General features: G+C 58.5%; 16 protein-coding genes and 1 pseudogene. 9 read left to right on the forward strand and 8 right to left on the reverse strand.

The genetic code is table 11. From position 1 onward, the window contains the following. The first annotated feature begins 12 nt into the window (after positions 1-12). Positions 13-1128, forward strand: a complete 1116-nt coding sequence (locus tag BMZ81_RS07255; RefSeq protein WP_091130333.1) for a DHHW family protein — start codon at positions 13-15, stop codon at positions 1126-1128. Positions 1129-1295: 167 nt separating this feature from the next. Here the strand turns inward: BMZ81_RS07255 and BMZ81_RS07260 are convergent, their stop codons facing one another. The 3 genes from BMZ81_RS07260 to BMZ81_RS07270 form a co-directional block, all read right to left on the reverse strand. Continuing rightward, positions 1296-1706 carry a rhodanese-like domain-containing protein gene (locus BMZ81_RS07260; RefSeq protein WP_091130335.1) on the reverse strand — a complete coding sequence of 137 codons (411 nt, stop codon included), beginning with the start codon at positions 1704-1706 and terminating at the stop codon, positions 1296-1298. A 153-nt stretch (positions 1707-1859) separates the two neighbouring features. Then, positions 1860-6008, reverse strand: coding sequence for a M56 family metallopeptidase (locus tag BMZ81_RS07265; protein ID WP_091130338.1), 4149 nt, complete (start codon positions 6006-6008; stop codon positions 1860-1862). Next, positions 6005-6382 (reverse strand): BlaI/MecI/CopY family transcriptional regulator, encoded by a 378-nt coding sequence (locus BMZ81_RS07270; RefSeq protein WP_091130340.1) that lies wholly within the window; start codon positions 6380-6382, stop codon positions 6005-6007. The genes BMZ81_RS07265 and BMZ81_RS07270 overlap by 4 nt, the downstream gene beginning before the upstream one ends. Positions 6383-6570: 188 nt before the next feature. Between BMZ81_RS07270 and BMZ81_RS07275 the strand changes: the two genes are divergently transcribed. Then, complete coding sequence (locus BMZ81_RS07275; RefSeq protein WP_091130343.1) at positions 6571-9057, forward strand: ATP-dependent helicase; 2487 nt, start codon at positions 6571-6573, stop codon at positions 9055-9057. Between the two features lie 64 nt (positions 9058-9121). Here BMZ81_RS07275 and BMZ81_RS07280 read toward each other — a convergent pair whose 3' ends face one another. Together BMZ81_RS07280 and murC are read right to left on the reverse strand one after the other, a co-directional pair. Next, entirely contained in the window at positions 9122-9676 is a 555-nt protein-coding gene (locus tag BMZ81_RS07280; protein WP_091130346.1) for a prolyl-tRNA synthetase associated domain-containing protein, read from the reverse strand. 3 nt (positions 9677-9679) lie between these two features. Then, positions 9680-11062 (reverse strand): UDP-N-acetylmuramate--L-alanine ligase, encoded by a 1383-nt coding sequence (gene murC, locus BMZ81_RS07285; protein ID WP_091130348.1) that lies wholly within the window; start codon positions 11060-11062, stop codon positions 9680-9682. Between the two features lie 157 nt (positions 11063-11219). Here murC and BMZ81_RS07290 point away from each other — a divergent pair, with 157 nt between their 5' ends. After that, positions 11220-12542, forward strand: a complete 1323-nt coding sequence (locus BMZ81_RS07290) for a CCA tRNA nucleotidyltransferase (protein ID WP_091130388.1) — start codon at positions 11220-11222, stop codon at positions 12540-12542. A gap of 267 nt (positions 12543-12809) precedes the next feature. After that, complete coding sequence (locus tag BMZ81_RS07295; protein WP_091130350.1) at positions 12810-13232, forward strand: EamA family transporter; 423 nt, start codon at positions 12810-12812, stop codon at positions 13230-13232. Between the two features lie 85 nt (positions 13233-13317). On the opposite strand, the gene dapA is transcribed toward BMZ81_RS07295, so the two are convergent. Beyond that, positions 13318-14211: a 4-hydroxy-tetrahydrodipicolinate synthase gene (gene dapA / locus BMZ81_RS07300; RefSeq protein WP_091130352.1), complete on the reverse strand. Its 894-nt coding sequence runs from the start codon at positions 14209-14211 to the stop codon at positions 13318-13320. A 385-nt stretch (positions 14212-14596) separates the two neighbouring features. Then, complete coding sequence (gene asd, locus BMZ81_RS07305; protein WP_091130354.1) at positions 14597-15691, reverse strand: aspartate-semialdehyde dehydrogenase; 1095 nt, start codon at positions 15689-15691, stop codon at positions 14597-14599. Between the two features lie 200 nt (positions 15692-15891). Here asd and BMZ81_RS07310 point away from each other — a divergent pair, with 200 nt between their 5' ends. Then, entirely contained in the window at positions 15892-17565 is a 1674-nt protein-coding gene (locus BMZ81_RS07310; RefSeq protein WP_091130357.1) for a SpoIID/LytB domain-containing protein, read from the forward strand. Positions 17566-17580: 15 nt separating this feature from the next. Then, a complete protein-coding gene (queA, locus tag BMZ81_RS07315; RefSeq protein WP_091130359.1) occupies positions 17581-18606 on the forward strand; it encodes a tRNA preQ1(34) S-adenosylmethionine ribosyltransferase-isomerase QueA in 1026 nt (341 codons plus the stop codon). A 131-nt stretch (positions 18607-18737) separates the two neighbouring features. Here queA and BMZ81_RS07320 read toward each other — a convergent pair whose 3' ends face one another. After that, entirely contained in the window at positions 18738-19448 is a 711-nt protein-coding gene (locus BMZ81_RS07320) for a Type 1 glutamine amidotransferase-like domain-containing protein (RefSeq protein ID WP_177187238.1), read from the reverse strand. Positions 19449-20130: 682 nt separating this feature from the next. On the opposite strand from BMZ81_RS07320, the gene BMZ81_RS07325 reads away from it, so the two are divergent. From BMZ81_RS07325 to BMZ81_RS07335, 3 genes and pseudogenes are all read left to right on the forward strand, one after another. After that, entirely contained in the window at positions 20131-21846 is a 1716-nt protein-coding gene (locus BMZ81_RS07325) for an APC family permease (protein ID WP_091130363.1), read from the forward strand. A 66-nt stretch (positions 21847-21912) separates the two neighbouring features. Beyond that, the gene (locus tag BMZ81_RS07330) at positions 21913-23166 is read left to right on the forward strand and encodes a saccharopine dehydrogenase family protein (RefSeq protein WP_091130367.1); all 1254 of its coding nucleotides are present in this window, start codon (positions 21913-21915) and stop codon (positions 23164-23166) included. A 59-nt stretch (positions 23167-23225) separates the two neighbouring features. Further along, positions 23226-23513: pseudogene (locus tag BMZ81_RS07335) on the forward strand (succinate-semialdehyde dehydrogenase); the annotation flags it as partial.

A 23513-nucleotide genomic window follows, 5' to 3' on the forward strand; every position in this document is an offset into this window, starting at 1 on the left:
AGGGAAGAGGACATGACAAAGACATACGGCCGCCTTTTGACGGCGATGTTCTGCCTCTTCCTGGGAGGCCTTCTGGCGTGGCACGTGCTGCTGCCGGACCGGGAGAAGTCCGACGTGGAGAACCGCAGCCTGCAGCAGCGTCCGGAATTTTCCTGGGCCGCTCTGACGGACGGCAGCTATACGGCGGATGTAGAGGCCTACTTTGCCGACCAGTTCCCGCTGCGGGACGGCTGGACGGGCTTGAAGGCCCGGGTGGAGCAGCTCCTCGGCAAGCGGGAGTTCCACGGCGTATACCTGTGCGGAGATACCCTGATTTCCAAGGTGGAAACGCCGGATGAAACGCTGGTGGAGAAGAATCTCTCCTACGTCCGGCGTCTGGCGGAGAAGACAGAGATTCCCGTCACGCTGGGCTTCATCCCATCGGCGGCAGAAATCTGGAAGGACAAACTCCCCGCCGGGGCGGAGAGTTGGGACCAGTCCGCTTTTCTGGAGCAGGCGGCGGGGGTGGGAGTGCCCATGGTGGACTTAAAGACCACCATGGAGGCCCACGCAGGGGAGAAGATTTTCTACCGCACGGACCATCACTGGACAAGCCTTGGGGCCTTTTATGGGGCCAACGCAGTGCTGGATGCCCTTGGGCGGGAGTCGCTGAACCAGGCGGATTTTGCGCCGGAGGCTGTCAGTGACGCCTTCTGCGGGACGCTGTATTCCACTTCAGGCATCCACTGGCTGCCGCCGGATACCATGGAGTTCTGGGCGGAGGAAGCAGGGCTTTCCGTTACCTCCTGGCGCAGCGGCAGCCCGGAGCCATCGGCCTTGTATGACCGGACGTATCTTGCGGAGAAGGACAAGTATTCCGCTTTCCTGGGGGGAAACCAGCCTCTGTGCGTCATCCGGAACGAAAACCTGCCCGGCGGAGGAAGGGTGCTGCTGGTGCGGGACTCCTATGCGGATTCCCTGGCGCCGCTCCTGGCCCAGCGGTTTGAGGAGGTCCATCTGCTGGATCTGCGGTATTACCGGGCCTCTGTTGCCCAATACGCGGCGGAGCATGGCGTGGATGAGATTGTGGTACTGTACAGCGTGCCGAACTTCATCACAGACAAAAATGTGGTGTTTCTGAGTCAGTAAGCAAATTTCCAAACGGCAAAGAGGCCGCCCGCCGGGCGGCCTCTTTGCATTTGTACAGCAAACGATCAAACTATCCATATGGCGCGTTCCATCGCGCCATATGGATGGAAACTCCAAACGCCATCGCTTTGCCTGCTGTCGGGATGCACGTCACGGCGCATGAAGTTTTATTCCGTGACAGTTTCATAGGGCCAGTCAATGATGCCGCCAAAGTCTGCCACCGCCGTGTAACCGAGAGCGGCAAGGGTTTTTGCGGCCTCCGCGCTGCGGCGGCCGGATCGGCAGTAGACCAGGATTTCCGCCGCCTTGTCCGGAAGCGCCGCTGCGGCGGTGTCCGCCGTGATGTTCTCCACCGGCAGGCACAGCGCGCCGGGGACGTGTCTCTCGTCAAACTCCTCCTGGGTGCGGACATCCAGGATGGTGAGCGCGTCGCCGCTGTCTATCCGGGCCTTGGCTGCCTCCGGGGTAATGGTTTTCCAGCCATCTTCCCCGGAAGAGGGGGACACGTGTCCGGTATAGAGCTTAATGGCCAGAACGCCGAGGATGATGGCCAGAGCCAGATAAATCAGCTGCTTCATAAAAATCTCCCGTTCCGCCGCATTGCGCGGCACAAATCAAAATGAACATTTTCAGATGGCGAAAGGGGGTACCGGCTGCCCTGCAGAAAAATCCCCCTGGTTCGGATACTGGTTTCCAGTATACCCGAAACAGGGGGAAAAAGAAAGGAGTCCTTATAAAATCGTCAAAGAGACGGTTTTGGCCGCCAGGTCCACAGCATAACGGTAAGTGCCTGCTAGATGAATCAGATAGTTGCCGTCCACAATTTCCTCCTGGGAAAAGACAATGGTGTAGACCAGCTGCCCGTTGGAGAAGGCCATGGTGTCCGGCGCGGCGGTGGACATTCCGCCGTTGGTCCGGCACAGGGGCAGCTGGGCCAGGGTGCCGTCCGCAAAGCGGAGATAGAGGTAGTTCTGGTCCGTATGCGGCATGCCCTGAAGGATTCCGTCCCAGGCCAGGCAGCCGCCGGCCTCCTGCCAGTTCGTGACGGAAAGCTGATAGCCCGTGCCCGGGAACAGCTCCCCGCCGCCGCTCTGCACCCACTGAAGCCGTTCCTCATAGCCCATGTCGTCTGCGGCGGCCTCCAGCGCCTGGCCGGAGAATTCCGCGTCCGCCTTGGTGAAGGTTCTGCGGACAAATTCCTCCGGCACAGCGCAGCCCATGGAGTCCAAGATCTCCCATACGCCGGTGGTTTGATTGGGCAGGAGATAGAAGTAACAGGCGCTGGTGCCGTTTTCCTGATCCGTGTAGAATTCCAAGGCGTCAAAGTCATATTCCGCTTCCCACACCGCCTGAACGGCCGCCATTTTTGCGGTGTAGTCGTCGCTCCAGCCATACGCATTGGCTGAGAGGCTGGCGGTGTACATGCTTACCACCCGGGAAGTCTCTGCTTCATCCACCGCCACATGGAGAATCTCCAGGGAGGTGATGCCGGGCTTGCCCCGCCGACCCTCCAGAGACTGGCGCACGGCCTCCAGCATGGCAGCATCATCTGCATCCGTTCTCGCTGCCGGGGCGGGCAGGGGACAGGCGGTGCGGATCAGCTCATAGACCGCCGTGGCCTCTGCACCCAGACCCGGCTGGGTCACCGAGTGGAGGGCGTCGGAAAACCGGGCCCGCTGGGCGGAGGTGCCGCCGGCATAGTAGGCGGCCAGTGCCCGGGCAATTGGCTCCTGTTCCGCCGTTGGCAGGGCGGAAAGGCGGTGGAGGAAACGGACGGGATTGGCGGTGAAGAGGTCCAGCGCCTCGTCGGCGCTGACGGCATTCTGCCGCTCCACCGCGGCCAGCAGCCGCGCATAGGCACTCCGGCCCGCCTCCGTCAGAGCGGAGCTGTTCCACTCCAGATTCTGCAGCCCGCTTGCAAAAAGGTCGGCGTCCTCTCCGGCGCTGCCGGAAGCGGCATAGGCGGCCAGTGTGTTCAGGGCCGTTTCCTGCTCTGAGGGGGTGGATTCACCCAGCAGATTCAAAAATGTGGTTTGGTTTGCGTAAAACAGATAGTACAAGTCCACGTCCCGGACCTCGGAGGGAAGTAGCAGACCATTTTCCAGCGCGGCCTCCGCTACAGCGGCGGCAAACATGGGATTCTCGCTGCTGCCGCCCACGTCGCTGGGAATATGGTTTTCCAGCAGGGTAAAGCCGCTGTTTCGCAGCGTGTGAAAGACCAGATAGGGTGTCTCCACATAGAAGCCGCCCACCCAGCCGTCCTCGTCCACATACATACCGCCGGCCGCCTGCACCTTTTCCGGCGTGGGGGAGTGGAGCTCATAGCCAAGGCCGTAAATCCGCAGCCCCAGCTGCGGGTAGGCCGGGGCAGTATCCGTCAGCTCCAGACGGGTGATGCGCCAGTCGTCCCATTCCGCCTGTGGGCCGGAATCCTGCCACGCGCCGTCCACATAGGACTGTGCGCCGGTGTGGTGCTGCCACCAGTCCAGCGCTTCCAGCACCTGCGTCCTGGCGGCCTCCAGCACGGCATTTGGGGCCTCAATACCGTCTGCCATGTGGTCGGTGTAGGTGGTGGTGTCCTTGTAGAGGAGGAGACTGTCTCCGTCAAAGTACAGCGTCCGGAAGGCGGAAACCCGGTAGACCGTCGGGTCATTCTCATATCCCGGGACGGGAACAGAGGCCCAGAGGGAGCAGCTGCGGCGGCTTAAATCCCACCCGCTGAACTCAAGGTAGTCTGCCTCCGGCCAGGCACCGGACACCAACGCAGCCACGTCCGCCTCATAGAGCTGTCCCTGGCGCTGGAAGAACAGCTGGGCAGTGGAGCCGGCGGATGCACACAGCTCGGTTTTCCCGTCGCCGTCCAAATCGATGATTTTCGGTTCGCCGTAAGCCCGGGCCAGCAGGACGGGGGCACCGCTGTCATCCACATAATAGTAGTCGTAGATGGTGTTGTAGTGGTTCTCACTGATTTTACCCGGATAGGAGATGGTTACGCCGGAGCGGCCGAAGAGGCCGCTGAAAAAGCTGCAGGAGATGCGGTCTGGATCCGTGTCCGCCGGGAAGGTGAAGAAGCACCCCACATCCCAGACGGTCATCACGCCGTTTCCCGCCGCAGTTTCATACTCCACGGCGGCGTAGAGGCTGCCGTCGGTGGAGCGGTAAATGCGGAATGTGGTGTCATCATCGGCCATATAGCCGCCGTACCGCTCCGCGCAGTCGCTTACATGGCGGGTGACATCTGCCGGCTCCGGTGAATAGGGGGCAAGGCCCGTCAGGGGAATGGCTAGGGCTGGTTCGCCCTCTGGGTACACGGTGGCAATGGCGGGCTGCTCCGAGAGCACGTGGGAGACAAACCAATAGCTTCCGTCCGCCTGCTCCTGCAGCGTTACACAGCAATATCCATACCCGCCGAAATAAAAGTCCTGATAATAAAGATGGATGATGTTTCCCTCCCGCTCCCCGGCGGTAAAGAGAATTTGGCCCCGGGCGTTGGTATCGCCATGGCTGCTGTAATAGGCGTCGTATTCCGGCAGGTAGTCAAAGGCGTCCAGATCCACCCGGTTGGTCTGCTCCAGGGTCAGTCCTGTGTAGGTGGTCAGGATCTGATTGATGTTGGCGGCGCTGTTTTTCACGCAGCCGCAGATGAGGTCGCCGTTTTCGTCAAAATAGCCCACCTGCCGCCATTCGTCGTCGCTCATGGTCTCCGGAAGGCCGGTGCCGTTGTAGAAGAGGGAAAAGAGATCGATATCCTCCGGCTTTTCATACAGGACGGTGAGGAATTGATTGCGGATGTTGTAATCTTCGCCGTTGAAGTACTCCTCGTTGAAATACGCCAGCTCTTCGCCGGTCAGGGGACGTGGTTCCTCCGCCGGGCTGCCGCCGGTGAAGGTGACGGCGCACACACCTGCCGCTATGGCCAGAACCAGAAACAGCGCCGCCGCCCGGGTCTGGCGGTTTTCCGCGATGCGGGTGATGCGGTCCTTCAGATGGCGCTTGTCCGCTGTCATGGTGGTGGCGGAGAGCAGGGGATTGACAGGCCCTTTCCGTACGGGAATCAGGGAAAGAAGGGTTTTGCCGTAGGAAATGCGCTCTCCCTCGCCCAGCCGCTTGATGGCCCCCTCGTCGCAGGCCAGCTCTCCGTCGGCCTTGGATGCCGCGGCCGCTGCCCACACCAGCGGATTGAACCAGTAGACCGCCAGGCACACGCACCGCAGCAGGCTCCAAAGGGGGTCCAGGTGCTTTGCATGGGTGGATTCGTGGGCCAGCACATGCCGCAGAATCTCCGGCGAGGCCGCGGCGGCGGGAGTCAGGTAGATGGCGGGCCGCACCAGGCCAAACAGACAGGGAGAGGGGAGCCCCCGCTCCACCAGATAGACAGGATACTTGCAGTCATCAATCTTGTAATGTTTTCTTACTTTACAGAGTATCCGCCGGAAACGGAGGTTGGAAATCAGGAAGCACACAGCCATGACCGCCATTCCGGCGTACCAGACCCAGCGCAGCAGGTCGGCTGTGGTCAATTTCTGATACTGCACCGCCGTCTCATCATCCTCCACAACCCAGACTTGGGAGGAGGAGGGGGGCATGGCCAGACTGGGGGTTAAATCCGGAGCCTCCGGATGGGCCGCCAGAGGCTCCTGGCCCGTGGGGACATAAATCTCCTGCCGGTCCAGCCGGGCGGTGACCGCCTGCCCCACCGGCTCCGCGGCGGTCAGCAGGGAGAAGCCTGCCGGCGGCAGGCTGACGGGCACCAGCAGCCGCACCAGCACCAGTCCCCACAGGGCGTATTGCGCCCGGCGGGAGATGGTTTTCCGGAACACCCGCCGCAGCGCCAGCAGGGCGAGAATCAGTGCCGAGGACGTCAACAAAATCTCTTTCATGCTCTGCCACCTCCGGCCTTTTCCAAAATGGCGGACAGCTCCGCAATGTCCGCCTCGCTCAGGGCGCGGCTCTCCACCATGGCGCTCATCATCAGGCCCAGAGACCCGCCGTAGACCTTATCCAAAAAGTTTTCCGTCTCCGTCAGGGCCGCATCCTCCCGGTTGACCGCCGGGAAATACCGTTTGGCCCGGCCGCCCTCCTCATGGCGGACAGCGCTTTTGGCCTCCAGACGGGAGAGCATGGTGATGACGGTGTTTTTGCTCCAGCCGGTGTCCTCCCGGAGAGCCGCCGTCAGCTCCATGATGGTCAAAGGCGCGCCGTCCCAAAGGCGGTTCATCAGCTTCCACTCGCTGTCGGACAAATTGATTGGCATGGACTCACCTCCAAGTGGTATACGATTGTCTACCAGTTTCTGCTTTGAACGTATCAGAAAGGTAGACATTTGTCAACCTGAAATTGGTTACAAAAAATGACGGGGCGGGTAATGGAGAAACCCACCGTTGACCCGCCCCGGTTTTTGTCATAAAATAGACGGCGAGATTATAGAAAACTGGTGAACATATGACTGACTTTCAAACACGATACATCGCGGCCAGAAAGGCCGTTATCGCCCGGGACCTTCAGCGGCTGAATCCCATGCAGCGCAAGGCTGCCATGACCACGGAGGGACCGCTGCTCCTGCTGGCTGGGGCTGGCAGCGGCAAGACCACGGTGCTGATTCAGCGGGTGTACAACCTTTTGACCTACGGCCGGGGCAGCGACAGTGACCAGGTGCCGGAGTGGGCCACGGAGGAGGATTTGCAGTTTCTGGAGTCCCTTCCGGACCAGCCGGACGAGGAGCAGCGCCGCCGTGCGGTGCGGCTGTGCGCCGTGGATGTCCCCCGGCCCTGGGAGATCATCGCCATCACCTTTACCAACAAGGCGGCGGGGGAGCTGAAGGAGCGTCTCGCGGCCCGGCTGGGGCCGGCGGCCAACGACATCTGGGCCTCCACCTTCCACTCCGCCTGCGTGCGGATTCTGCGGCGGGACATCGACCGCATCGGCTTTGACAAGGACTTTACCATCTACGATTCCGACGACTCCAAGCGGGTGATTAAAGACATTTTGAAGGAGCAGAACCTGGACGAGAAGACCTTCCAGCCCCGCAGCGTCCTCTCCGTCATCAGCCACTCCAAGGACCAGTACGAAAGCCCGGAGGAATTCGCGGCAAAGCACCAGCATGAAAACGACTGGAAGATGGCCCGCATCGCCAGGATTTACGCCGCCTATGTGAAAAAGCTCCGCACGGCAAACGCCCTGGATTTTGATGACATCATCTATCACACCGTGACGCTGCTCCAGCAGGAGCGGGAGGTGCTGGAATACTACCAGAACAAGTTCCGCTACGTGCTGGTGGACGAGTATCAGGACACCAACCATCTCCAGTATCTGCTGACGAGCCTGCTGGCAGGGGGGCGGAAGAACCTCTGCGTGGTGGGCGACGACGACCAGTCCATCTACCGCTTCCGGGGCGCGAATATTGAAAACATCCTGAATTTCGAGCAGCAGTACAAGGACGCCCGCACCATCCGCCTGGAGCAGAACTACCGCTCCACCCAGAACATTCTGGATGCAGCCAACGCCGTCATCAAACACAACACCGGCCGGAAAGGGAAGACCCTTTGGACGGACAACGGCGGCGGCGACGCCGTGACGGTGAAGACCACCTTCAACGAGAGCGATGAGGCCAACTACGTGGTGGGGGACATCCTGATGGGGGTGAACCGCGGCCGGAATTTCCGGGATACGGCAGTGCTGTACCGGATGAACGCCCAGTCCAATGCACTGGAATACGCCATGAAGCGAAACGGCATTCCCTATAAAATCGTGGGGGGCATGAAGTTCTTCGACCGGGCGGAGGTCAAGGACATGCTGGCATACCTGTGCGTTTTGAACAACCCCATGGACGATCTGCGGCTGCGGCGGGTCATCAACAATCCGCCCCGGGGCATTGGCGCAACCACGCTGGACAAGGTGGCGCTTCTTGCGGAACAGCAGGGGGCGTCTCTCTATGAAATCCTCCGGAACGCCGATTTGTTCCCGGAGCTGAAGAGCCCGGCGGCCAAGCTTTTAAAATTTGCGGATTTGATCGACGGATTGCGGCGGGCGGGGGGGACCCTGGCTCTGCCGGAGTTTTACGACGAGGTAGTCGCCCAGACCGGCTATGTGAAGGCTCTGGAGGAAAAGAACGACATGGAGAGCCGGGGCCGCATTGAAAACGTCCAGGAGCTGAAATCCAATATCCTGGGCTTTTTGGAGCAGGATCCGGAGGACGCCACCCTCTCCGGCTTCCTCAATGAAATCGCCCTGTACACCGACCTGGACAGCGTGGAGGCGGACGACAACTGCGTGACCATGATGACCATCCACTCCGCCAAGGGACTGGAGTTCCCCAATGTGTACGTGGTGGGTATGGAGGAGGGGATTTTCCCGGGAAATTCCGCCCAGTACGACGAGGAGGAGCTGGAGGAGGAGCGGCGGCTATGCTACGTGGCCATGACCCGGGCCAAGGAGAAGCTGACCCTCACCAACGCGAGACAGCGGATGCTGTACGGCCGCACCAGCGCCAACCGGGCCTCCCGGTTTTTGGAGGAGATTCCGGAGGAAAACATGCGCTGGGAGAGCAAGCCGGAGCCGAAGTTCGGCGGTATGGAGCGGGACGGCGCCTTCGGCGAACGGTATGGAGAAAGCGGCGGCGAGGGTCGCTTTGTCCACACTGACAGCTATACTACCGGCGGCGGTTGGGGCGGTGCCTCCATCCACGCCTACAAGACCCCGGCAAAGGCAGCCGCAAAGCCTCTGGCCTCCACCCGGCGGAATACGGCGTCCGCGGCGCCCATATTGCAGCTGCAGCAGGGGGATATGGTGGAGCACACCGCTTTTGGACGGGGGATGGTGCTCTCCGTCCGGCCCATGGGCGGGGACGCGCTGGCGGAGGTGGCCTTTGACACCGTTGGCACCAAGAAGCTGATGCTGAAATCCGCCGGCAGCCACATGAAAAAGCTGTAAATCACATCAGGATAAAAAAGCGCCCGGACAGCAGTCCGGGCGCTTTTCTGCGTACAGGTAGGTTTTATCCAGCTTCCGTCGGAAGATCCGCCACTGTGACCTCATGACCGGTGTAGGGGAGAAAAATGTGCAGGATGTCAGAGGTTTTCAGCTTTAAGCTGCTGGTACAGATACAGGGATGGCAGCTGATGTATGGAGCCTCATAGATCTCACGATCTATCAAAAATCTGACTTGATGCGCCGTATCGTTCATCAGTCCCAGCACTGTGGCGGATCCGGGGGTACAGTGCAGCAGCTCAAACAAGGCCTCCTCCGGCGCAAAGGACAGCCGGGCAGAACCAATTTGACGGGAGAGATCCTTGGTGTGGAAGGGCTTGTCCGGACCCATGGCCAGCAGGTAGAACTGGGTTTTCTGCCGGTTGCAGAGAAAGAGGTTCTTGCAGATGGGAACTCCCAGTACGGCACTAACCGCAGCACATTTTTCCATATTATCCGCAGGATCACTGGATACCCGGTCGTAAGAAATGCCAAGATGCTCCAGCGCGTCAAAGGCTGCGGCCTCCTGGGGGAGGAGCTCCCCCTCCGGCCGGGTATTGTGCATACAAGAGGAAATACGCATCGATCAGGTCCTTTCCAGCAATTTCTCACCAGCCCTGTAAATATCCCCCGCTCCGACGGTTAAAATGAGATCGCCGGGCTGGGCCAGCTTCTCCAGCTGATCTGTCACCTTATCCAAGGTAGAGCAGTACACGGCACCTGGAATGTTCCGGCACAGATCGGCGGAGGAGATGCCAAGGGTGTTTTGCTCCCGGGCAGCGTAAATCTCCGCCAAAATGGCCACGTCCGGGAGCTTCAGCTCCTCCACAAACCGATCGAACAGCTTGGCGGTGCGGGTATAGGTGTGAGGCTGGAAGGCGGTGATGATCCGTTTGTATCCAAGTTCCTTCGCCATGGTCAAAAGTGCATGCAGCTCATCAGGGTGATGGGCATAATCATCGTAGACCTCCGCACCGCGGAAGGTGCCCTTGCGCTCAAACCGGCGTCCGGCACCTGCGAAGGCGGCAAGGCCGTCCTCCACCGCTTTGCCCGGCAGATCCAGCAGATATGCCGCAGAGGCGGCGGCCAAGGCGTTCAGAATATTGTGGTGCCCGTAAACATGGAGCATCACATGGGCGTACCGCTCCCCACGAATCATGACATCGAACACCGGGCGGCCATCTTCCTCGTGGAGGTTTGCCGCCGTGCAGTCAGCGCGGTTGTCCAAGCCGAAGGTGAACACTGGGTGCGGCAGGCCCTCTACGGAGTCCATGGCCCCTTGGTTATCGGCATTGACAATGACGTGTCCGGCGGCGGGCACCAGCTCTGCAAATTCGTGGAAGGAATGCTCAATGTCATCCAAATCCTTGAAGAAGTCCAGGTGATCCGGCTCCACATTTAAAATGACTGCCACAGTGGGAAAGAAGCTCAAAAAGCTGTTGCAGTATTCGCAGGACTCCAAAATGATCGTATCCCCACGGCCAACCCGATAGCCCGCATGGAGCAGGGGAAGGGTGCCGCCGATCATGACCGTAGGATCGGCCTCTGCCGCCATGAAGATGTGGGTGCACATGGAGGTGGTGGTGGTTTTTCCGTGGGTGCCGGAGACACACAGCGCGTTGGGATACCGCTGCATGATGGCGCCCCAAGCCTGTGCACGCTCGTAGACCGGGATGCCTCTGGCCACGGCCCCGGCGATCTCAGGGTTGCTGTCATGGATGGCGGCGGAGCGAATTACAAAGTCACAGTCGCCGAGGTTCTCAGCATTGTGACCGATGGCAACGGAAATCCCCAGGGATTTCAAATGCTCCACCGTATCGCTGTCATTCATATCAGAGCCTTGAATCGTGAGGCCCATGCCCCGCAGCACTTCTGCCAGGGGGCACATGGAGACGCCGCCAATACCCGCCAGGTGGGCGCGCTTACCGGGCACCAGGTATTCCCGGACGGGAATGGGATTATTCATCATAAAAAGGACTTCCTTTCATATGCCGAACCGCGTTGCAAAGGCGGAAAAAGCGTTGTATAATCTGAACAGCAGACAGAACTCTGTCATGAAAGCAACTTATTATAGTACATAGCGCGTGAAATTGCAACTGGAAAGGGCGGTGAAAACCGTGGTGGAAATGCCAAAATACGTCCTGGAGATACTGAAAACACTGGCGGCGGGCGGACACGAGGCGTGGTGTGTGGGAGGCTGCATCCGGGACAGCCTGCTGGGCCGGATACCAGAGGATTGGGATGTGACCACCGATGCCCTGCCGGAGGAGACGCTGGCGTTGTTTCCCGGGCGTGCCGTCCCCACAGGGCTGCGCCACGGTACAGTCACCGTCCGGCTGCCGGGCAGCAATCCGGTAGAAGTCACCACCTACCGGGTGGACGGGGCTTACCACGACCACAGACGTCCGGAGTCCGTCTCTTTTACCAGATCCCTGGAAGAGGATTTAAAACGCCGGGACTTCACTGTCAACGCCATGGCCCTGGGGCTGGACGGCACGCTGCGGGATCCGTTCGGGGGACAGATGGATCTGCGGCGGGGAATCTTGCGGTGTGTGGGAGATCCGGATCGGCGCTTTCAGGAGGACGCACTGCGGATACTGCGGGGTCTCCGGTTTGCGGCAGTGCTGGGCTTTTCCATCGATCCGGCCACGGCGGATGGCCTCCATCGCAGCCGGGCGCTGCTGGAGGAGATTGCCTCAGAGCGCATCTGGGCGGAGCTGCAAAAGCTCCTGTGCGGCAAAGCTGCGGCCGCCATACTGCGGGAATATCCGGATGTGCTGGGGGTATTTTGGCCGGAGGTGCTGCCCATGGTTGGCTTTGACCAGCGCAACCGTCATCACTGCTTTGATGTTTGGGAGCACACACTTCGCGCCCTGGAAGCGGTGGAGCCGGAGATGGTGCTCCGCTGCACCATGCTGCTCCACGACATTGGAAAGCCCTCCTGTTTCACCATGGACGCAGAGGGAAACGGCCATTTTTATGGTCATCCGGCGGTGAGTCGGGATCTGGCGGACGGCATGCTCCGCCGGCTGAAGTGCGGCAATGCCGATCGGGAGACGGTGCTTCGCCTGGTGGAGTGGCACGACCGGAACATTCCACGGACGGACCGGGGCCTCCGCCGGGCGCTGCGGGCGCTGGGAGAGGAGGATCTCCGGCGGCTGCTGGCGGTGAAGCGGGCGGATAACCTGGCGCAGGCGGTGGAATTCCGGGGCATGCAAAAGGAAATCAATCTGGCGGAGGACATGATGAACCGCCTGCTGGAGGAGAAAGCCTGCGTTTCCCTGGGGCAGCTGGCGGTGAATGGCCGGGATTTGACGGAACTTGGCTATGCGGGTCCAGCCGTGGGACAGATCCTGAATCGGCTGCTGGACGCAGTGGTGGAGGGGGTCGCACCGAATAACAGGGAGGCCTTGCTCCAGTATATCCAAAAGATGGAGACTTCAAAATAAAAGCGGCGCGGTCACGGAAAGGAATCTTGCAATTTTTCCATAAAACCGCTATACTGGAAAAGTATTTTACAAGTAATTTGGATGCTCTGTGTCCGGGCGATGAGGCTTCAGGCCTTGGGCCGGGGTGATCCGGATGGCTGTTTTGATAGCTGTTCGGCACAACATTATCAAAAACGGGTGCGCACCTACCGGCAGTAAGGCGATTCTTACTGCCGGTTTTGCTTGTCTGCCGCCCGCCCAACAGAGAACATGGAGGTGCTTGCCATAATGGAATATAATTGGCCCATTGTGCTGATTGTTGTGTCCAATGTCTTTTACCATGTCTGCTCCAAATCCACGCCGGCGGACGTACATCCGCTGGCCTCCCTTACGGTGACGTATCTTGTAGGGGCGGCGGTCTCTACCGGACTGTATCTGCTGCTGAACCGTGGAGGCAGCCTGCTTGCGGAATACCGCTGCCTGAACTGGAGCAGCGTTGTGCTGGGGCTGGCCATCGTGGGACTTGAGGCCGGATCCATTTATATGTACAAGGCCGGCTGGAACATCAGCACGGGCCAGCTGATCCACAGTTCGATTCTTGCGGTCGTCCTGATTCTGATTGGGTACGTTTTTTACCATGAGGCTATCACCGGCACGAAGATTGCCGGGGTTCTGGTGTGCATGGCGGGACTGTATCTCATTAACCGGTAAGGGACGGCAGCTGAGAGCTTTACAAGGCAAAGCCTCCGGAACCGATTGGTTCCGGAGGTTTTTGGCTGCTGTGTGGACATACCGGTCAGGACAGGACAGGGAGATGGTAATCCGAGAGCACCTTCCGCAGCCGGGCAAGGCTGGCCTCCGTCGGTTCGCATAGGGGAAGGCGCAGGGGACCCACATCAAAGCCCAGCAGATTCAGAGCCGTCTTTACCGGGATGGGGTTTACCTCGCAGAACATGGCGTCGCAGAAGTCCTTCAGCTCCAGCTGAAGCTGTCCGGCGGCGGCAAAATCGTTAGAGAGGCACAACTGTATCAGATCATGCATTTCCCGGGGAAGGATGTTGGCCACCACGGAAATGACACCCTTGCCGCCCAGCATGCAGATGGCGGCCGCCTCGTCGTCGTTGCCGGACCAGATGAAAAGGTCATCTGCGCAGAGGCTACGGGTCTTCTGGATGTTGCTGAAGTTCCCGCTTGCCTCCTTCACGCCGTTGATGTTGGGATGCTCCGCCAGGATGGCATAGGTCTCCGGAGCCATGGCGACGCCGGTACGGGAGGGGACATCATAGAGAATCACCGGAACGTGCACAGCATCTGCAATCACCTGATAGTGCCGCACCAGGCCCTTTTGGGTGGCCTTATTGTAGTAAGGGGTCACCACCAGCAATCCATCGGCCCCGGCCCGCTCTGCATCCCGGGAGAGAGCGACGGCGTTTTCCGTGGAGTTGGATCCGCTGCCGGCGATTACCGGAACCCGGCCGTCTACATACTCCACGCAGAACTCCACGGTGCGCATCCGTTCCCGGTAGCTCATGGTACTGGCTTCGCCGGTGGTGCCGCAGACAATGATGGCATCCGTGTGGTTTTCCAGCTGAAAGTCGATGAGCCGCCGCAGGGCAGCAATATCAACGGTTTCCTTTGTAAAGGGCGTGACAATCGCTACGCCAGAACCCGTAAAGAGAGGTTCCTTCACAGAATATCAGTCTCCTTTTCCAAATAAAATATGTGAATGGATACGATATGGACGTCAAAACGGCCTGCCGCAGTCAGCGGCAAGCCGTTTCTTTCGTACGTAGACAAATAGCAGATGGGTCCCAGCGGTGACTGTCAGGTCACTGCTGAGCCGCCGCTCATGCGGCGAACAAGCGGTTTCGCAGACGGCGAAACCCTTGAAACGGACGGGCTTTGCCCGGACGTTTGAGTGGAATGCGGGGTCCCCGGCGGTGACCGTCAGGTCACTGCTAAGCCGCCGCTCATGCGGCGAACAAGCGGTTTCGCAGACGGCGAAACCCTTGAAACGGACGGGCTTTGCCCGGACGTTTGAGTGGAGTGGGGGGTCCCCGGCGGTGACCGTCAGGTCACTGCTGGGGCTCGATGTAACCCTTTGCGCACAGCAGCTCCGCCAGCAGCACCGCGCCGCCGGCCGCGCCCCGGAGGGTGTTGTGGGAGAGGCAGACAAACTTATAATCGTACTGGGTATCGGGCCGCAGACGGCCGATGGAGACTGCCATGCCGTGCTCCAGGTTTCGGTCCAGCTTCGTCTGGGGGCGGTTCTCCTCCTCAAAATAGTGGAGGAACTGCTTGGGGGCGGAGGGGAGGTTCAGCTCCTGGGCGGGGCCGGAGAAGGCGGCCCAGTCGGCCTTAATCTGGTCGATGGAGGGCTTGCAGCCATCCTTGAACTTCATGAACACAGCGGCCATGTGGCCGTCCTGGCAGGCCACCCGGATGCACTGGGCGGTAATGGAGGGGCCGTCCGCCTTGACAATTTTTCCGTTTTCCACATGGCCCCACAGCTTCAAAGGCTCCTGCTCGCTCTTTTCCTCTTCGCCGCCGATGTAGGGGATGCAGTTATCCACCATCTCGGGCCAGCGCTGGAAGGTCTTGCCGGCGCCGGAGATGGCCTGATAAGTACAGACCAGCACCTGCTCCAGACCATACTTCTTCAGGGGATGCAGGGCCGGGACGTAGCTCTGGAGGGAGCAGTTGGACTTGACGGCGATAAAACCCCGCTTCGTCCCCAGGCGCTTGCGCTGGTCGTCGATGACGGCGATGTGCTCGGCGTTGAGCTCCGGCACTACCATGGGAACGTCGTCCGTCCAGCGGTTGGCGGAGTTGTTGGAGACGATGGGACACTCCAGCTTGGCGTACTTCTCCTCCAGCGCACGGATTTCCTCTTTTTTCATATCCACGGCGCAGAAGCAGAAATCCACCAGCTTCGCCAGCTTCTCGGCGTCGGCCTCCGCGTCCAGCACGACGATGTTTTTGGCCTCCTCGGGCATGGGGATGTCCAGAGCCCAGCGGCCCTCCACGGCTTCTGCATAGGGCTTCCCGGCACTGCGGGTGCTGGCGGCGATGGCGGTGAGCTGGAACCAGGGATGGTTTTCCATCAATGTGATAAACCGCTGGCCCACCATACCGGTGCCGCCGATGATGCCGACTTTGTACTGTTTCATACTATGTCTCCTCCTGCTGCATTGTTACGCCGGGAAGGGCAAAACCGGTTCCCGTCGAATTTTGGTTGAATGTGGCGCCGCTTTGTACTATAATATTTCAAGATTGGAAATTGGAAGGCGTGTACTTCCGGCACGGACATTTGTATGTATGTTAGCATACTTTTTCGGTGCCGTCAAGGCTGTGGATATTGGGAGGATTCATGAAAAAGCTGCTTTGGACCACACTGCTCGTTGTGACATTTTTCGCCTTTTATGCAGTTTCCGCCTCCGCCGTGGTGAACGACACGGTAAAGGTGGGCCTGAAATACGGTTCCGGCGCCCTGTTTTCCGCCAACCTGGAAAACGCGGTGGGCAGCGGATACGAATTCGGATACTTTGACGCGGACCGGGATTTTGTGGCCCTGGGGGAGACGGAGGAGACCACCCTCTCCATGACCGCCGCCGGCACCATTTATATGAACAGCAGCGGCGTCTACTCCGACGCCGTGCCTGCGGGCAGCTACCGGGTGCTGGGGGCATACCACGCCCAGCTGGACGGCTTCGGCTCCTTTGAGGAGGCCCAGGAGGAAGCACAGAATCACGACGACGCCTATCCTGCTTACATTTCAGGAGAGTATGTGGTACGGGTGGGGTGCTACGCCGACCGGGACGAGGCGGAGGACATGGCCGCGGACATCGGCGGCGAGGCGGTGAAGTCCGGTTCCACCGGCGTGCTGGTGACATGCACCAAAAGCACGGAGGTCCTGTTTGAATTTGATTGCCAGGGGGCCGTGAATCTGGGCGTCCTGCCCCAGAGCCGGCGGGAGAGCGCTGTCACCTGGTTCAAAGGGTATAAGTACTACGGCGGATTTGAGTACGTCCGGGTCACCGGCGGAAGCCTGAACGTCATCAACGTGGTGGAGCTGGAGGACTATGTGAAGGGCGTGGTGCCCTATGAGATGCCGGGGGACTGGCCCCTGGCGGCGCTGGAGGCCCAGGCGGTCTGCGCCCGGAACTTTGTCTGCCGCACTACCAAGCATTTGAGCCTTTACGGCTTTGATGTGTGCAACACAACGGACTGCCAAGTATACTATGGCGTAGGCAACGGAAGTGTGTATCCCTCCGAGCGGAGCGACGAGGCGGTGGAGAATACCGCCGGGGTTTGCATGTACTATGACGGCGAGCTGGTAGAGGCGGTGTACCACTCTTCTGACGGCGGCGCCACCGAGGATGCCGCCAACGTCTGGGGCAGCGAAGTGCCGTACCTGAAGGGAAAGGCCGACCCCTATGAGGCGATGACCACCATCCCCAATTACGGCTACACCGTCACCTATACCATGGCGGAGCTGACCTGGGTGCTGCAGAACAGCGGATATTCCATCGGCACGGTGGAGGATGTGATCATCTCGGAGCAGACGGCCCAGGGAAATGTATACAAGGTGACCTTTGTGGACACCTCCGGCAGGACCCTCACTGTGAAGGGAGACGACGCCCGCATGGCCTTTTACTCCACCACCTACGGCAAAAACGTCCGCAGCCTGCGGTTTGAGATTGTGGGCGGCAGCAGCGGAAGCGGAGGAAGCTGCTATGTCAACGGCACCGGAAACCGCCTGAGCAGTCTGGACGGGGTGTCCGTCATCTCCGGAAGCGGCACCGTCAGCCAGCTGACGGGAGACAGCGCCAGCGTGGTAACTGCCTCCGGCACGGGGACGGTGACAGCAGGGGGCGGAAACAACGGCACCTCCGGCGTCCGGAATGGAAGCCTTACCATCATCGGCACCGGCAACGGCCACAATGTGGGGCTCAGCCAGTACGGTGCAAAGGCCATGGCGGAGCAGGGCTACGACTACCAGGATATTCTGGAATTTTACTATACAGACGTCACCGTCGGGTGAAGAACAGGAAACGACATGAAAACCAGTGATTTTGCCTATGAACTGCCCCAGGAGCTGATTGCCCAGACCCCCATCGAAAAGCGGGACACCTCCCGCCTGATGACGCTGGACAAGAGGACCGGCACCTGGGAGCATCACCATTTCTATGAGCTGCCGGACTTTTTGCGCCCCGGCGACTGCCTGATTTTAAACGATTCCAGAGTGCTGCCGGCCCGGCTTTTGGGTCAGCGCCTGCCCGGCGGCGGCGCCTGCGAGGTGCTGCTTTTAATCGACCGGGGAGAGAAAACCTGGGAGTGCCTGGTGCGGCCGGGCCGGAAGATGAAGCCGGGGACAAAGCTTTCCTTCGGCGGCGGAGAGCTGACTGCGGAGGTGACGGCGGAGCTGGAGGGCGGCAACCGCCTGGTCCGCTTCGATTACGAGGGGATTTTTCTGGAGGTGCTGGAGCACCTGGGCAAAATGCCGCTGCCGCCCTACATCAAGGAGGAGCTCCAGGACCAGGAGCGGTATCAGACCGTGTATTCCAAGGTGGTGGGCAGCGCGGCGGCTCCCACGGCGGGACTGCACTTTACACCGGAGTTACTGGAAAAAATCGCCCAAATGGGCGTTGGCATCGGGTATGTGACCCTCCACGTGGGGCTTGGCACCTTCCGCCCCGTGAAGGAGGACAATATCGAGGAGCACCCCATGCACAGCGAGTTCTGCACGATTCCACAGGAGACGGCGGACCTCATCAACCGGACAAAGGCCGGGGGCGGGCGGTGTATCTGCGTGGGCACCACCTCCTGCCGGACGCTGGAATCCTGGGCGGGAGAGGACGGCCACATGGAGGCCAGGGCCGGGTGGACAAACATTTTCATCTACCCCGGTTACCGCTTCAAGGTGCTGGACGCCCTGGTGACCAATTTCCACCTGCCGGAGTCCACCCTCATCATGCTGGTGTCCGCCCTGGCGGGACGGGAGCACACGCTGGCCGCCTATGAGGAAGCGGTGAAGGAGCGGTATCGGTTCTTCTCCTTCGGCGACGCCATGTTCATCCATTGATGCATACGAGATCAAAGGCTGGCCTCCGCTGGGAGGTCAGCCTTTTTATATGCATTAAAAAATGATAATTTTCAATATGTGTAAAGTGGAATCACACAACAAAATATAGGGGGATTTTGAGATGGAAAAAATCAGAGGCGGCGGATAGAACCGTCATGGATCACATAAGCTTCGCCGACAATTTCACTTTTTCCGTCCTTCAGCTGTACATAGCTCCCATCCGGCAGGGCATAGAAGGTCCTGCCCATACTGTCCGGCAGGGCAACGTCCTCAATCAGGCGCTTTCCCTCTAAAACTTGATCCTTCAAAAGCTGATAGTGAGGGAGAATCATGATGTCGGTAAGCCCAAGCCCATCTGGAAACCGATCGTAGGAGGGGTCTTCAAAGTCGCCCTCCCACTCCGGCTGGGCGTACACTACCTTTGCGCTGTTCATGGAGCCGCCGCTGATGCCGATTAGCACACCGTCAAAGCTCCGGATCAGATCCTTCAGGCCAAGGCGACGGAAAAAGCGGTTTTGGGTGAGGGTGTGTCCGCCGGATAAAATGACAACGTCGCTCTCCGCCAGCAGGGAGGGAAGCGCATCCGCGCTGCGGCTGTCACAGAGGGCGAAGCTGGACAAGGAGAGGCCGCTCATGGGAAGGGACACTAAAAAGTTTCGGCGCATCCCGTCATTTTCGGCGGAGTTGTCCGGCTCTGCGCAAATCAAGAGGCAGTGGGCCTTCTCCGGCCAGACTGCGGACAAGCGGTCCAAAAAGCCGTTCTCCTCACTGAGCCTGCATGGCTTCCGGACGCCGCCCTCCAGATAGGATCCGCCGGGGCTGCTGGTCAAAAAAGCAATCATTTTTTCTGCTCCATTCCTGAAGGTACACATGTATCCGCGGCTGTGTCTGAGCGTAATGTAGCAGAATTTGGGGGAAGCGTCAAGAAAAAAGAAGCGTTCCGTCGTCCAACATACAGGCTGGTTAGCTGCGCGTTTGCCGTCGCAGTCTTCAGCAAAAATACATCCTACAGAAATATAAGTACCCTAAAAATTTGGATATTTTAAACAAGAATTTTGTGGCATTCTTGTTTAAAAGTGGGGTTGTTTTTGCTGAATGGGTTGTGTATCATAAATACAGCAAGACAAACAGAGGTCCAAAACAACTGAATCATGAACCGAACGACAACAGTCCGAAACATTCCATTTGGTTGAAACGATATGGAAGACCGACGCGGAAAGCTGGGGCATTTAGCGAATGCTCCGGGGAAACTGACAGGTAAAGAAAAGGCTGTTCGACGGTACTTTGGAAAGACCACTTTAATGTGGAGCCAATGAGGCTATAACCAACTGGCAAAAAGACAGAGGAAAATTACGCGAGTAATTTTCCTTGTCTTTTTTTATCATTTTATATGAAAAATAGACAATTTCGGAGATTGGTTTATTGAAAAAATATTGAATTTATACAAATTTGACTGGAGGTGTTGCCGGTAAGGGTTTACTGAGTCCAGGTATCCAAAACAATACAAAAAAGAGGAGGAGAGAAATGAGCGAGAAAAATACAGACTTGCTGAAAAAGTCAAAGATGTCAACGATTGGTGTCATTGCAATTGTTTTTTCCTTTGTCGCGGCTGGCTGCTTCGGAATCGAGGAAGCAATTTCCGCCAGCGGTCCGGGCCTGACCCTTGCCATGTTGATCATCTTCCCCTTCATTTGGTCTTTCCCGCTGTGCGAGATGGTGGGAGAACTTGGATCCCTTCTGCCGACAGAGGGCGGCGTTTATTCCTGGGGAAGAGAGTCCTTCGGTGAATTCTGGGGCTGGCAGGTAGGTCTGTGGTCAGCTTTGACCACGTGGCTGTGCCAGGCGGAATACTGCGCGCTGGTTGCCGGCTACGCGGCGAAGCTGGTGGACTTGTCAGATACGGGAACCTTCATGGTCAAGGTAGCGGTGGTCATTGTTTTCACCATCGTGAACATCATCGGTCTGGACTGGCTAGAGCGGCTGGAGACCTTCTTCACCGTCCTGGTGATTGCGGGCTTTGCCGCAGTGGCCATTGTGGGCTTTATGAATTGGAATGTCAGCCCCTTCCAGCCGTTCTTCAATCCGGAGGAGGGCCTGACCCACTCCATCGGCGACGGTGTGGCCATCATCATCTGGATGTACATGGGCTATGAGTGCATGTCCAACATGGCGGCGGAGCTGGAAAACCCACAGGTTATTCCCAAGGCCATGCGTCTTTCCCAGCCCATCATCGCCCTGTCCTATATTCTCCCAACCCTGGCGGCCCTAGCGGCTGTCGGCAATTGGAGCGCATGGTCCACAGAGCAGGGCGGCGGCAACATCGGTTACGCGGACGTGCTGATGCAGCATGTGGGCACCTGGGCGGGCGTGCTGTTCGTGATCATCGCGATTATCTCCAACTGCTCCATTTTCTGCTCGTACATCGCCCACGGATCCCGGGCATTCTTCGTCATGGCGGACGACCACATGTTCCCGCCTATTATGAAGAAGGTCGACAAGCGGGGCATTCCCACCGTTTCCATTATCCTGCTGGCAATTTTCACAATTATTACCTGCCAGTTCGACTTCACCACCCTGGTAATGGCCACCAACCCCATCCAGATGTATCTCTATCTGATGCTGGTTGCCTGTGTAATTAAGTTCCGGAAGATCTATCCGGTGGAGGAGCGGCGGCGCATGGGCCTTACCATTATGCCCGGCGGAAACCTGGGCCTGTGGCTGATGTCCATCAGTGTGATTCTGGTAAGCCTGCTGGCTATTTACGTCAATGGAACAGATTATTTTGTCACTGGCTTTGTGGTCATTTTCGGCGGATTGATTGCGTATCTGCTGTGCAAATGGGTCTATAAGGGACGGGTGCTGGACGATCCGGAGCTCTATCCGCTCAACCCAAAGACCAAGCTGGATCTGGGCGATTTAATCAATGTGGGCATGTATATGGTGCTCTCGGGCCTCATGTCTGTTGGCGCGGCCGTTTTCCTGTACCTGTACGAAAGGGAATACGGCGTGGAGTATTACCTGGAGGAATATGGGACCGGCCTGTTCAGCAATTTCAGCGGCATGCTGATTCTCTGCCTGGCCATCGGTGCTGTTTTGATGATTGCGGGCGCCGTGATGGTGCGCGTCGGCAAAAAGACGGAAGGTCCTGCGCTGGAAGCTCTGCGGCCTGCCAGAAAGAAAAAGCTGGATGACATGATCAAAGAGATGCATGGTATAGTTCCAAACGGAGAAATCGAGTGATCTTTTTGTTTTGCGGCGACCCAAACAAATATTTGAATTTGATTCTGATAAGGAGGAAATTTTGACATGAAAAAAGTAATGGTGTGCGGCTGCGGCGCGCAAGGATCTACCATCTGCAGAAGGTTAGACGAAGAACCGAACATTGAAGAGGTTGTCTGCGCGGACTATAACCTAGCTGCAGCGGAGGCTGTCTGCAAGCTGATGAAGAAGGGGACGCCGAAGCAAGTGAATGCAGCCAACGTGGACGAAATTGCAAAGGCGGCGGAGGGCTGCGAACTAATCGTGAACGTGATGCCCCTGGAGTTCGGTGTGAACGTGATGAACGCCGCGCTGCAAATTAAGGCATGCTATCAGGATCTGTCCGCCTGTGAGAACGTGGTGGAGGGCTATCCGGAGTACGACACTTGGCTGGAAGGCATTAAGTACATGTACACCGAGTATGGCAGGAAGTTTGCCGAAAACGGCACCACCGCCATCATCGGTACCGGCTCCGCCCCAGGCGTGATGTGTGTTATGGCGCGGAAGGCGGTCAATGAGTTGGACGAGTGCGACACGATTGCCTGCATGGTGTATGAGGGTACCCGCACGAAACGCTTCATTCCGTTCTTCTGGTCTCCAGAGGTGGCTCTATGTGACATGGAAGAGGATGCTTACGCCTTTGAGAACTGTAAGCAGATCCGGACCAAGCCCTTCAGCCGTCCCATTAAGCGCAACTGGCCGGAGTGCGGCCGGGAGGTTACCTTGGTAGAGCATGCCCACGACGAGCCCGTGTACATCGGCTTTAACCGCGAGAAGTACTTCAAGGGCTGCAAGAATGCCTATTTCAAATACGGCGGAACTGGCATCGAGTTTTCCGAAGGCCTGTACAAAGCCGGCCTGCTGCACCACACGCCTGAGGAGTTTGACGGCCATGAGATCGTTCCCTTCGACTGGGTTCTCAAACACATTCCAACGCCGCCGAAGGATCCCGAGGTTATTAAGGCCATCATCGACGAGGGCATCGTGGAGGATAACGGCGCATTTGTCTGCGAGGCTTACGGCAAGAAGAACGGCAAGGACGTGATGGTCGACCTGCATGTGTCCTCTCCCGGCCTGAAGGAGGCCTACGAGCGGGCCAAGATGACCGGCGAGATGTACCTGACCGGCCAGGGTGCATTCCTCTATACCAAGCTGCTGGTCAACGACATGGTCCCCCAGAAGGGCCTGATTTCCTCTGATATGCTGGATGATGAGCAGGTCGAGCAGTATATTGCCTGGGCAAATGCGCTGGGCATCACTTACAACATCGACATCAAGGAAGGCGCTGTTTGGGAGGAGTAATAAGCCCGGAAAGGTCTTCTGTTAAAACCATAAAAAATAGCAAAGGAGCGGAAATAGGAATGAAAGTAGAGGAATATGTAGAGCGAGCGCGGAAAGCGGTGGAAGCAATCAAGGAGTATAACCAGGAGCAGGTAGATAAGCTGGTATACGAGGCAGCCAAGATTATCTACAAGAACGCGGAGCCGCTGGCGCGGGAGGCAGTGGACGAGACGGGGCTGGGATACTACGAGGACAAGATTGCCAAGAACACGGATACCCCCACCGCATTCTGGAACTACCTGAAGGACAAGAAGTCGGTGGGCATCATCGGCGAGGACAAGGAGACGGGCATCATCGAAGTGGCCCAC

This window comes from Oscillibacter sp. PC13, assembly GCF_900115635.1.
In the GTDB taxonomy this organism is placed as follows: domain Bacteria; phylum Bacillota; class Clostridia; order Oscillospirales; family Oscillospiraceae; genus Oscillibacter.

Bases quoted from the DNA above. Each gene is read 5' to 3' on its own strand.
- BMZ81_RS07310 (WP_091130357.1), top strand. From the start codon at position 15,892: ATGAAAAAGCTGCTTTGGACCACACTGCTCGTTGTGACATTTTTCGCC.
- BMZ81_RS07320 (WP_177187238.1), bottom strand. From the start codon at position 19,448: ATGATTGCTTTTTTGACCAGCAGCCCCGGCGGATCCTATCTGGAGGGC.
- queA (WP_091130359.1), top strand. From the start codon at position 17,581: ATGAAAACCAGTGATTTTGCCTATGAACTGCCCCAGGAGCTGATTGCC.
- BMZ81_RS07255 (WP_091130333.1), top strand. From the start codon at position 13: ATGACAAAGACATACGGCCGCCTTTTGACGGCGATGTTCTGCCTCTTC.
- BMZ81_RS07290 (WP_091130388.1), top strand. From the start codon at position 11,220: ATGCCAAAATACGTCCTGGAGATACTGAAAACACTGGCGGCGGGCGGA.
- BMZ81_RS07260 (WP_091130335.1), bottom strand. From the start codon at position 1,706: ATGAAGCAGCTGATTTATCTGGCTCTGGCCATCATCCTCGGCGTTCTG.
- BMZ81_RS07295 (WP_091130350.1), top strand. From the start codon at position 12,810: ATGGAATATAATTGGCCCATTGTGCTGATTGTTGTGTCCAATGTCTTT.
- asd (WP_091130354.1), bottom strand. From the start codon at position 15,691: ATGAAACAGTACAAAGTCGGCATCATCGGCGGCACCGGTATGGTGGGC.
- BMZ81_RS07275 (WP_091130343.1), top strand. From the start codon at position 6,571: ATGACTGACTTTCAAACACGATACATCGCGGCCAGAAAGGCCGTTATC.
- BMZ81_RS07280 (WP_091130346.1), bottom strand. From the start codon at position 9,676: ATGCGTATTTCCTCTTGTATGCACAATACCCGGCCGGAGGGGGAGCTC.
- BMZ81_RS07270 (WP_091130340.1), bottom strand. From the start codon at position 6,382: ATGCCAATCAATTTGTCCGACAGCGAGTGGAAGCTGATGAACCGCCTT.
- BMZ81_RS07325 (WP_091130363.1), top strand. From the start codon at position 20,131: ATGAGCGAGAAAAATACAGACTTGCTGAAAAAGTCAAAGATGTCAACG.
- BMZ81_RS07330 (WP_091130367.1), top strand. From the start codon at position 21,913: ATGAAAAAAGTAATGGTGTGCGGCTGCGGCGCGCAAGGATCTACCATC.
- BMZ81_RS07265 (WP_091130338.1), bottom strand. From the start codon at position 6,008: ATGAAAGAGATTTTGTTGACGTCCTCGGCACTGATTCTCGCCCTGCTG.
- murC (WP_091130348.1), bottom strand. From the start codon at position 11,062: ATGATGAATAATCCCATTCCCGTCCGGGAATACCTGGTGCCCGGTAAG.